At 67.9% G+C, this 566-nt stretch carries 1 protein-coding gene; it reads right to left on the reverse strand.

Features of this window, described 5'->3' with window-relative positions:
- Positions 1-566, reverse strand: a 566-nt coding sequence (locus AC1DMQ_RS25790) for a glucuronate isomerase (RefSeq protein WP_477036376.1), incomplete at both ends; no start/stop codon positions are given.

Genomic DNA, 566 nt, shown 5'->3' on the forward strand with positions numbered 1-566 from the left:
AGGTCGACGATCAGTTCGGCGGCCTCGACCTCGTCCATGCGGTGCTCGGCGACCATGCGGGCCAGGAAGGCGCTGTCGACGCGGCGGGCCACGTCGTGGCGGGCCGGGATCGACAGGAAGGCGCGGGTGTCGTCGTTGAAGCCGACGGTGTTGTAGAAGCCGGCGGTCTCGGTGACCTGCTCGCGGAACCGCATCATGCCCTCGGGGCTGTCGTGGAACCACCAGGACGGACCCAGCTTCAGCACCGGATAGTGGCCGGCCAGCGGRGCCAGCTCGCGGCTGTAGACGGTCTCGTCCAGGGTGAACAGGATGATCGACAGGCGCGGGTCATTGCCGAACTTGGTCAGCAGSGGCTTGAGCGCATCCACGTACTCGGTGCGYATSGGGATGTCGGCGCCCTTGTCGCGGCCGTGGSTSKCCAGCAGSCCGACATTGTGGTTGCGGTGCGAGCCGGGGTGGATCTGCATGACCAGCCCGTCGTCCAGGCTCATGCGGGCCATCTCGGTCAGCATCTGGGCCCGGAACAGCTCGGCCTTGGCCGGGGTGACCTCGCCCTTCAGCAGGCT

This window comes from Caulobacter sp. 05L422, from assembly GCF_056397765.1.